Origin of the sequence: Methylobacterium sp. J-078, assembly GCF_022829285.1 — a bacterium.
GTDB lineage: Bacteria > Pseudomonadota > Alphaproteobacteria > Rhizobiales > Beijerinckiaceae > Methylobacterium.
The window spans coordinates 1-9,004 of the sequence record NZ_JAKSYI010000106.1 but is presented as its reverse complement, the minus strand read 5'-3'; the positions used below and the strand labels follow the sequence as shown (position 1 = coordinate 9,004).

Here is a 9,004-nt window from a genome sequence, read left to right as displayed (position 1 = left end):
GGCGGTTGCCCTTCTTGGCGACCAGGGCCTCGACGGTGGCGGCGGCGTCGCGCGCGAAGCCTTCGACGGCGAAGTCCTCGGCGTACACGTCCATCTTCTCGGCCTCGACCTTCGAGAGGTCGAGGACATCGTTGATCAGGCCGAGCAGGTGCTGGGCGTTCACCCGGATCTTGCCGAGATCGGCCAGGAACGTGTCCTGCCCGAGATCCTCTGCCTCCTCCTCCAGCATCTCGGCGTAGCCGATGACCGCCGAGAGCGGGGTGCGCAGCTCGTGGCTCATGTTGGCGAGGAAGCGGCTCTTGGCCCGGCTCGCCTCCTCGGCGGCGTCGCGGGCCTCCCGCAGGGCCGCCTCGTAGGCGTGACGCTGGGTGACGTCGACATGCACGCCGACCCATTCGCGGATCGCCCCGTCGGAATCGTGCACCGGCACGGCGCGGACGGCGTAGTGGCGCCAGTCGCCGTCCGGGTGGCGCACGCGCTGGTCGACGACGTAGGGCGTGCCGGTCCGGACCGCCGATTCCCAGACGAGGCGGGCATTCTCCGCGTCGTCCGGGTGAAGGGCGCGGGTCCAGCCGCCGCCGCGATACTCCGCGTAGGTCTGGCCGGTGATCTGTTCCCAGCCGGGCTGCTCGTCCACGAGTTCGCCCGCCGCGTTGGTGTTCCACATGACGCCGTCGACGGCCCGGACGGCGGAACGGAAGCGAGCCTCGCTGACGTGCAGGCGCCGCTGCACCCGACCCTGGTCGAGGGAGCCCACCATCATCGCGAGGAACAGGATGACGAAGGTCACGCCCGCCACCGCCAGGGCGAGGTTCTGGGGGCCCGCCGCCGGGACCATCCCGTGCGCCGCGTGGGCGCCCTCCTCCGCGAGGGTGAAGCGCGCCGCCGCCATGCCGGTGTAGTGCATGCCGGCAACCGCCAGCCCCATGATGCAGGCCGCGACCAGCTTCTGCCAGAGCCGGTTGCGGCGGAAGGCCAGCCACAGGGCGGCGGTGGCGGCCAGGACCGCGATGGCGACGGAGGCAGCGACGAGCGCCGGATCGTAGGCCATGTTCCCCGGCACCCGCATCGCCGCCATTCCGACATAGTGCATGGCCGCGACGCCGAGGCCCATCAGCGGACCGGCGACGAGGAGCGACCGGGGCGAGGCAGCTCGGATCGCCACCCAGCCGAAGGCCGCCGCGGTGGCGGTGACGGCGACGAGGAGGGACAGGGCCGTGATGCCGAGATCGTAGGCGGCGGGTGCCCCCATCTCGAAGGCGAGCATGCCGACGAAGTGCATCGCCCAGATCCCGCCCCCCATCGCGATCGCCGCGGCGCCGACCCAGACCCAGCGCAGGCCGGCGGCCGCACCGCGGACGCGCGCGCCGAGGTCGAGGGCCGTGTAGGAGGCGAAGACCGCGACGGCGATCGAGAGCGCGACGAGAGCGGGGTCGTAGCCGGTATGAACCATGGAATGCCCGTGCTGTGGCGGTCCGCCCCTTCCGGTCGACCTGAGCGACGGGGCCGGTCGGGAGGCGACGTCCGTCGTCTGTAGACCATTCGCGCGCGCCCTTCGATCTCACGAAGCCGTGCGGCGCCCGAACGGATTGATCCGGGGGAATCCCCGCGCCGGTCTCAGGCGCGAAGGAGCGTCGCGTAGGGAGCGAGATCGGGTTCCGGCGCGCGCCCACTGGCGAGCTTTGAGGCCAGCCTGCGGATGGCGGGACGGCTCGCGAACCGGAGCCCGCCGTGCAGGAGACGGATGCCGAGGCGGCTGCGGGGATTCATGATCTTGGGGGCGATCCCGGGCACGCCCTGTCCGCTCTCCACCATCGGCCGCATCGCGCGCTCGTAGGCGGCGAAGGCGGCCGGCACGTCGGCGCCGCGCGCCAGTTCGCTCGCCAGCACGTAGGCGCCGGTGACGGCCAGGGTCGTGCCGATGCCCGCGAGCGGCGTCGCGCACCAGGCCGCGTCGCCGGTGAGCGCCACCCGCCCCCGAGACCAGGGCTTCAGCCGCACCTGCCGGAGGACATCGAAGTAGAAATCCTCCGTCTGCTCCATCCCGGCAAGCACCCGCGCGGCCTGCCAGCCCGCATCCGCGAAGCGCTCCCGCAGGAACGCCTTCTGGCGGGCGGCGTCCCAGTCCTGCTCGGCTCCGGGAGGCTGACGCAGGGCCAGCATCGCCCGGGTGGTGCCGTGGTTGTCGGGCCGCAGGGAGATGCTGCGCCCGCCCGGCGCGTTGTACCAGCGCCACATCCGATCGTCGTCGGCGGTCCGCGGGATGGTGAAGTACGCGATGGTCAATCCCATCCAGCGCGGGTCGTTCTCACCCGGAAACACCCGCTTGCGCGTCCGCGAACCCACTCCCTCCGCGATGATGACGGCGTCGTAGGCCTCGACCGCGCCGCCCGCGAACGTCACCCGGACCGCGTCGGCCCCGTCCGCGATTTCGGTCACCGTGTCGCCGAAGCGGAAGGTCGCCCGCTCCCGGGCGGGCTCGTAGAGGAGCCGCGCGAGATCGCCCCTCAGAATCTCCATCTCCGCCGTGGGGCCGTCGCCGAGACTCGGGTCCACGACGAAGCGGGCGACCGCCCAGCCCGCCGCGTCGACCCAGGCGGTGCCCTCCTCGCCGGTGCCGTGGTCGAGGGCCGCGCGCTCCAGGCCCATGCGCCGCAGCACTTCGCGCCCGGCTCCGCGCACATCGACGTTCTGCCCGCCGTCCCGGAACTCGGGATTCCGCTCGACCACGGTGACGTCGAAGCCGTGCCGGCCGAGCCACCAGGCCGCCGTGTTGCCGGCGACACTGGCGCCGGTGATCAGGATGCGACGGGACATGCAGTTTCACCCTTGGCTGGCGGAGATGCGCGCCCGGCGTCCGCCGTACTCGGAATTCCGGCCCGAAACCGAGGTTCCCACCAAGGCCCGCGCCGCGATTTCGCGGAGCGGATGCGATTGGGTCGCATCTTCGATCCCCGCCCGCGACCCTAGGTCGGGTCGATGGATCGCAGCTTTCCCATGACCCGCGCCGCTGGGCTCGACCGCCTTTCCGCGTTCCTCGCCGATGCCGGCGCGGCCTACGCCGCCGAGCGCAACACAGACCGGGGGCCGGCTCGCGCTGCGACCACCTCGGCGCTCTCGCCCTACCTGCGCCGCCGCCTCGTCACCGAAGCGGAGGTGGTGGCCGCCGCAGAGAGCGCGTTCGGCGACGGAGGCGCGGAGAAGTTCGTGTCGGAGGTGCTCTGGCGGGCCTACTTCAAGGGCCATCTGGAGACTCACCCCGCCGCCTGGACGGACGCCCTCGCGTCTGCCGAGGCGGACCACGCGCGCCTGCTCGCGGAGCCCGGCTTGCGCCGGACCTACGAGGCGGCGGTGCAAGGCCGGTCGGGCATCGACGGCTTCGACGATTGGGCGCGAGAGCTCGTGGAGACGGGTTGGCTCCACAACCACGCCCGGATGTGGTTCGCCTCGATCTGGATCTTCACCCTGCGGCTGCCCTGGGCGCTCGGGGCCGACTTCTTCATGCGTCACCTCCTCGACGGCGATCCGGCGAGCAACACCCTGTCGTGGCGCTGGGTGGCGGGCCTCCACACCCGCGGCAAGCACTACGTCGCACGGGCCGAGAACATCCGCCGGTACACGGAGGGGCGCTTCGACCCCGCCGGGCTCGACGAATACCCGGATGCCCTCGACGAGCCGATGCCGCCGCGCGAGGTCCCGCTGCCGCCCGCCGATGCTCCGCCGTCGGGCGAGGTCGCGCTGCTCCTGCACCTCGACGACCTGAACCCGGAGAGCCTGCCGCTCGGCGCTGCGACGGTCGTGCGCATCGGCGGCCTGATCGCTCACGCGGACCGAGCGTCCGATCGGGTCAGATCCGCCGATACGGAGGCGATGGCGGACGCCCTGACCCGGGCCGCTGCCCATTTCAAGTGTCCGGCCGCCCCGGTCGAGGCTGGCTGGGCGGGCGATCGGCCGGTGGTGACGGCCTGGGCGCCCGTCGGCCCCTCGGCGGCCGCCCTGCCGGAGGGATGCCGGCGCGTGCGCCGGGCCTGGGACGAGGCCGCCTGGCCGCGATCCACGCGCGGCTATTCCCGCCTGCGCTCCGTCATCCCGGCCCTCCTCGGTCGCTGACCCCCGGCGTGCAGACCGATCCGGTCCGCTCTCCGGTCCGGCCGGAAACGCCGGGCGGACCGGCGTTTTTTGCAACGCAACATAAGCACGCTCAGGCCGTTGTCCGATTGCTACCCTCGCATCGCCGCGTGAGGGACGGCATCGGGTTCATTCGCTCGCCGGGCGAAGCCGCGATGCTGCCGTCTCACCGGAAGTCGCCCCGATGCGCCCCATGCCCCTGTTCGCCGGCCTCGCCGCCGCGCTTCTCCCGCTCCCCGCCCTGGCCTCCTCGTGTGCCGAGCAGATCGGCACCATCGAGCGCCGCCTCGACAGCCCGGGTGCTGTCCAGGTGACCGGCCTGACGGACGGCCACACCCTGCGCACGGGTTCGCTCCGCGGCCTCCAGGCTCCCCGCCCCGATGCACCGAGCGATCTCGCCATGGTCTCGACCGCCGACCACGTCGCCGTCGCCCGGACCCTCATCATCCGGGCTTCCGACGAGGACCGGCGCGGCGACCAGCGCGCCTGCGAGAACACGATGAGCGAGGCCAAAGGCATGATCGGCGCCCTGCCGTAGCCCGTCCCCGCACGCCGCGTCGGGAGCGCGTCCCCGGCCCTATCCCCTGGTGTGGAGCCCCGAGACGATGATCGGTCCGGCCGAAATCGAAGACATGCGACTGGACCTCGTCGCTTTCCACGAGCAGGCGAGGCTCTACGATGCCGCCCTCGCACCCCTGCATCGACACTGGGCGCGGCGCGGAGGCACCTCGGTCGGCAGCGTCACCCGGATCTGCGACCTTGCCTTCGCCCGGGCCGCCGATCGGCCGTTCAGCGACTGGAAGGCCGTCGCCTCGGAGGCCGCCTGCGAGGCGGGATACGGCATCCTCTGGGACGGCGACGAGGTGACGGCGATCCAGACGCATCCCGGGCGTCTTCTCTCCTGATTTCAGGACGGTCGGCGGGAACGCCGACGCCGGTCGGCACCGGAGCAGCGTTGCGGGTTCCGATGTCGCGGAGACACGGCCACGCGGAACACGCCTGTTCACGGGATCGTTGACCCATCAATGGAAATCTATGTCCTCGTCGTCGCCGGGTTCGGTGTCCTGGTGCTTCTGACGGCATGGCTGCCGATGGTGCTTCGGGCGCTGCCCCTGTCCCTGCCCATCTGCTGCGTCGGCATCGGCGCGGCATTGTCCCTCCTTCCGGCCATCGCCGACCTCACGCCCCATCCGGCCTCGCACCTCACCCTGATCGAGCATGCGAGCGAGGCGGTCGTCGTCATCTCCCTGATGGGCGCGGGCCTGAAGATCGACCGGCTGATCGGCCTCAGGACCTGGTCGGTGACCTGGCGCCTCCTCGGCATCGGCATGCCGCTCACAATCCTGGCCCTCACCGCGCTCGGCTCGGCCCTGCTCGGCCTCGGCCTCGCGGCCGCCCTGCTGCTCGCCTCGTCCCTGGCCCCGACCGATCCGGTGCTCGCCTCCGACGTTCAGGTCGGCCATCCGGCCGAGGATCACGAGGACGAGCCGCGCTTCGCCCTGACCTCCGAGGCCGGCCTCAACGACGGGCTCGCATTTCCGTTCGTGAACCTCGCCGTCGCGCTGGCCGGGACCGGCAGCCTGACCGGCCTGTCCTGGTCGCATTGGCTCTCGGTCGACGTTCTCTGGAAGGTGGTCGTCGGCGCCGTGCTGGGCGCAACGGTCGGACGGGCGCTCGGCTGGCTGACCTTCCACCTGCCCAACGTCTCGAAGCTCTCCCGCACCGGCGACGGCTTCGTGGCCCTCGGAGTCACCTGCATCGCCTATGGCTGCGTCCAGGCCGTGGACGCCTACGGCTTCGTCGGCGTCTTCGCGGCGGCCCTCGGGCTGCGCTCGTCCAGCCGCGGCCACGCCTATCACCGCAAGATGCACGACTACGCCGAGGAACTCGAACGCCTCCTGATGATGGTGCTGCTGGTGGGGTTCGGAGCCGTCCTGGTCGGCGGAGGCCTGCTGCATGCCCTGACCTGGCCGGCCGTGGCCTTCGCGTTGATCGGCCTCCTCGTGGTGCGTCCCCTGAGCTGCTGGATCGGCCTTCTCGGCAGCGGCCGCTCGCTGGCGGATCGCGCCGTCGTCAGCATCTTCGGCATACGCGGGCTGGGCACGGTCTACTACCTCGCCTTCGCCATGGGGCACGCCACCTTCGAGCGGACGGACCTGATCTGGGCCACGGCCGGCCTCACCGTGCTGCTCTCCATCCTCGGGCACGGCGTCACGGTCACGCCGGTCCTGCGTGCCCTCGACCGGCGCATGGGACGCGACACGCAGAGCGCCCAGCTCGACCTGAAGCTCGCCGTTCCGCGCCCGTGAGCGGAAGGCCCCCTTAGATCGCGGCGCGCATCGCCGCAGGCCAGAACACGGAGCGCCCCGAACGGGTCATCGTCACGGACCGGCAATGCTCGGTTCGCCGAGGAGTCGAACCCATGAAGCACAAGCCCCTGCGGGATCAGGTCATCGTCATCACCGGCGCCTCCAGCGGGATCGGGCTGGCGACCGCGCGCATGGCCGCGCGGCGGGGCGCCCGGGTGGTGCTGGCGGCACGCAGCACCGACGTGCTCGCCCGCATCGTCGGCGAGATCGAGGCCGAGGGCGGCCAGGCCGTCGCGGTGACGGCGGATGTCGGCCAGCGTGCGGACGTGCAGGCAATCGCCGATGAGGCACGGGCGCGCTTCGGCGGCTTCGACACCTGGGTCAACGTCGCGGGCCTGACCGTCTACGGTCCCTTGCGCGAGATCGCGTATGCGGACCACGAGCGCCTGATCCAGACCAACCTCTGGGGCACGGTCAACGGATCGCTGCTCGCGGTCGAGCACCTGCGCCGGCACGGCGGGGCGCTCATCAACGTCGGCAGCGTCGCCTCCGACCTCGCCTTCCCGTTCCAGGGCCTCTACGCCACCTCGAAGCACGCCGTGAAGGGGTTCACCGACACCCTCCGCATGGAGTTGATCGCCGAGGGTGCGCCGGTCTCGGTCACCCTCGTCAAGCCGGCCTCGGTCGACACGCCGCTGCCGAACCGGGCGCGCAACTACATGGATCGCGAGCCGACGCTGCCGCCGCCGATCTATCCCCCGGCGGAGGTCGCCAACGCCATCCTGCACGCCGCGGTGCATCCGCAGCGGGACATCTTCGTGGGCGGCGGCGGCAAGATGTTCGTGATGGGCAAGGCGTTCGTGCCCGGTGCCTACGACGAACTGGCCCCTGCCATCATCGCCCTCCAGAAGCGTGGCGAGCCGCCCCGCAATCCCACCGGCGCCTTGCACACCCCGACGCAGGCCGGCGCCGAGCGCGGCGACCCGCCTGTCTACGTCATGCGCACGAGCGCCTACACCCGCGCCACGCTGCATCCGCTGACGACCCTGGCGATCGCCACGGGCCTCGCGGCCACGGGAGCCCTGGTCCTCGCGCGGCGCGCTCGACGCCCGCTCTGATGCTCACGGCCTTGGCGGACTCGAAGTTCTGGATCGGTCCGGTCCACGATGCGCGGCGGAGACACGGGTTGAGTGCGCCCGTGAAGCATTCGCCGGCCCATCGCCGGAACGGTCAGCCTGTGGGCCCGTCGCGCCGAAGGCGCTCGTGCGCCTCGGCTGGGGTCATCGACCGGATCGCGTTTTCCGAGAATCCGAGGTCACGAAGTCGAACCCTTTGACGCTGCGTGATCATCAGCGAAATCGCGGGCGATTGCGCGGAGGACGCGTCTCGCGTCGCCGGCCGTTCGTCGTTCGCCCCGGCACGGCGTTCCCGGAACACCGCCTCCGCCCCATCACGATCGAGGAACCGCAGGAGATCGTCGTCGGGCTCCATCGTCATCCGATCCCCTTGTCCTGCGTCTCGAATATCGATCTGGCCGTACGGATGGGATGCAACCGAAGGTTCAGCAGGGGACCTGAGCCGGAAACCGGAGCGAAGCCGATGCCGAAAGGCTGACCGACGACGGCGGTATTTTCATTCCTCCGACAGGATCGGGATGCGATGCAACTCGTTCCCGCCGGAATCCTTGATCACGAGCTCCCACGCGCCGTCCACATCCATCAGTTCTCCGCCGCTGCGCAATTCCTCGATCACGATGCCGGCCTGCTCGATGGCTTCCGAAAGATCCGCGGCATCGACGCCCTCCGCGTCGGACATCGTGTTGCGGCCATCGGTGAGATCGAAATGAAATTGCATGGGCGAATCGCTCTGCGGGCGGCGAGAATCAGGCACGTGTGAATAGCTCGATTCCCCCACAGTGCAACGCGTTGCCAGACAAACGAACTACGCCAAGGGTCGTGCCAAACCTCGCTGAAGGATGTCCCCGAGGGTTCAGTCCGCGGAAAGATTCGCCCCTTGGTTAGGATGGTGTCGGAGCCTCCGTCGGAAGGACGCGTCGGCCGATTACTGAAAATCCTGAATCGTCTACAATAAGGCCTCGACTCACTCCGCGCGATAGTCTTGGTTACTTTTTTTGCGGCGCAGCGTAGGCGATTGGGGGAGGTGATTAACCAATGGTGGGGTTCGAGGAACACCGAGCCGTTGGGGGAACGGAGCCCCTCCCCGAGCGTATCTTGAGCCTGCGAATTCACATTCGATCTATGATTAGAAAGCTGAACGACAGTTTGAAGATCGGATGTCGAGAATGACGGTGGGCGATGAGGCGCGCTCGCGCTGCCTCGACAGCCGATGGAATCTTCGGATCGCAAACGGGTGACGACCTGCTCACCGGGCCGTGACCCGACTCCACGGCCTGGGGCCCAGGCCCGTCACCGCTCCCGCCAGGCCTTTGCGATCTGATCGGAGAGGGGTTTGACGAGGTAGCTCAGCACGGATCGGTCGCCGAGCTGCATGAAGCTTTCGACCGGCATGCCGGGCACGAGGCGGGCGGGGCCGAGGCGCTGGCGCTG

The 9,004-nt window shown here is 70.4% G+C and carries 9 protein-coding genes and 1 pseudogene; 5 read left to right on the top strand and 5 right to left on the bottom strand.

From position 1 onward, the window contains the following. Together MKK58_RS16290 and MKK58_RS16285 are read right to left on the bottom strand one after the other, a co-directional pair. Positions 1–1,453: MHYT domain-containing protein (locus MKK58_RS16290; protein ID WP_243913034.1), on the bottom strand; the 1,453-nt coding region annotated here is incomplete at its 3' end. Between the two features lie 164 nt (positions 1,454–1,617). Beyond that, positions 1,618–2,817, bottom strand: coding sequence for an FAD-dependent monooxygenase (locus MKK58_RS16285; protein WP_243913033.1), 1,200 nt, complete (start codon positions 2,815–2,817; stop codon positions 1,618–1,620). A 180-nt stretch (positions 2,818–2,997) separates the two neighbouring features. On the opposite strand from MKK58_RS16285, the gene MKK58_RS16280 reads away from it, so the two are divergent. The 5 genes from MKK58_RS16280 (at position 2,998) to MKK58_RS16260 (ending at position 7,555) form a co-directional block, all read left to right on the top strand. Beyond that, a complete protein-coding gene (locus MKK58_RS16280) occupies positions 2,998–4,110 on the top strand; it encodes an FAD-binding domain-containing protein (RefSeq protein WP_243913032.1) in 1,113 nt (370 codons plus the stop codon). Between the two features lie 202 nt (positions 4,111–4,312). Then, positions 4,313–4,666: a hypothetical protein gene (locus tag MKK58_RS16275; RefSeq protein ID WP_243913031.1), complete on the top strand. Its 354-nt coding sequence runs from the start codon at positions 4,313–4,315 to the stop codon at positions 4,664–4,666. 94 nt (positions 4,667–4,760) lie between these two features. Next, positions 4,761–5,033: a hypothetical protein gene (locus MKK58_RS16270; RefSeq protein ID WP_243913030.1), complete on the top strand. Its 273-nt coding sequence runs from the start codon at positions 4,761–4,763 to the stop codon at positions 5,031–5,033. Between the two features lie 120 nt (positions 5,034–5,153). Next, entirely contained in the window at positions 5,154–6,437 is a 1,284-nt protein-coding gene (locus MKK58_RS16265; RefSeq protein ID WP_243913029.1) for a cation:proton antiporter, read from the top strand. 113 nt (positions 6,438–6,550) lie between these two features. After that, the gene (locus MKK58_RS16260) at positions 6,551–7,555 is read left to right on the top strand and encodes an SDR family oxidoreductase (RefSeq protein WP_243913028.1); all 1,005 of its coding nucleotides are present in this window, start codon (positions 6,551–6,553) and stop codon (positions 7,553–7,555) included. Between the two features lie 112 nt (positions 7,556–7,667). On the opposite strand, the gene MKK58_RS16255 is transcribed toward MKK58_RS16260, so the two are convergent. The 3 genes and pseudogenes from MKK58_RS16255 to MKK58_RS16245 form a co-directional block, all read right to left on the bottom strand. Continuing rightward, positions 7,668–7,934 carry a hypothetical protein gene (locus tag MKK58_RS16255; RefSeq protein ID WP_243913027.1) on the bottom strand — a complete coding sequence of 89 codons (267 nt, stop codon included), beginning with the start codon at positions 7,932–7,934 and terminating at the stop codon, positions 7,668–7,670. 135 nt (positions 7,935–8,069) lie between these two features. Then, the gene (locus MKK58_RS16250; protein WP_243913026.1) at positions 8,070–8,291 is read right to left on the bottom strand and encodes a DUF6894 family protein; all 222 of its coding nucleotides are present in this window, start codon (positions 8,289–8,291) and stop codon (positions 8,070–8,072) included. 572 nt (positions 8,292–8,863) lie between these two features. Then, positions 8,864–9,004: pseudogene (locus tag MKK58_RS16245) on the bottom strand (HlyD family type I secretion periplasmic adaptor subunit); the annotation flags it as partial.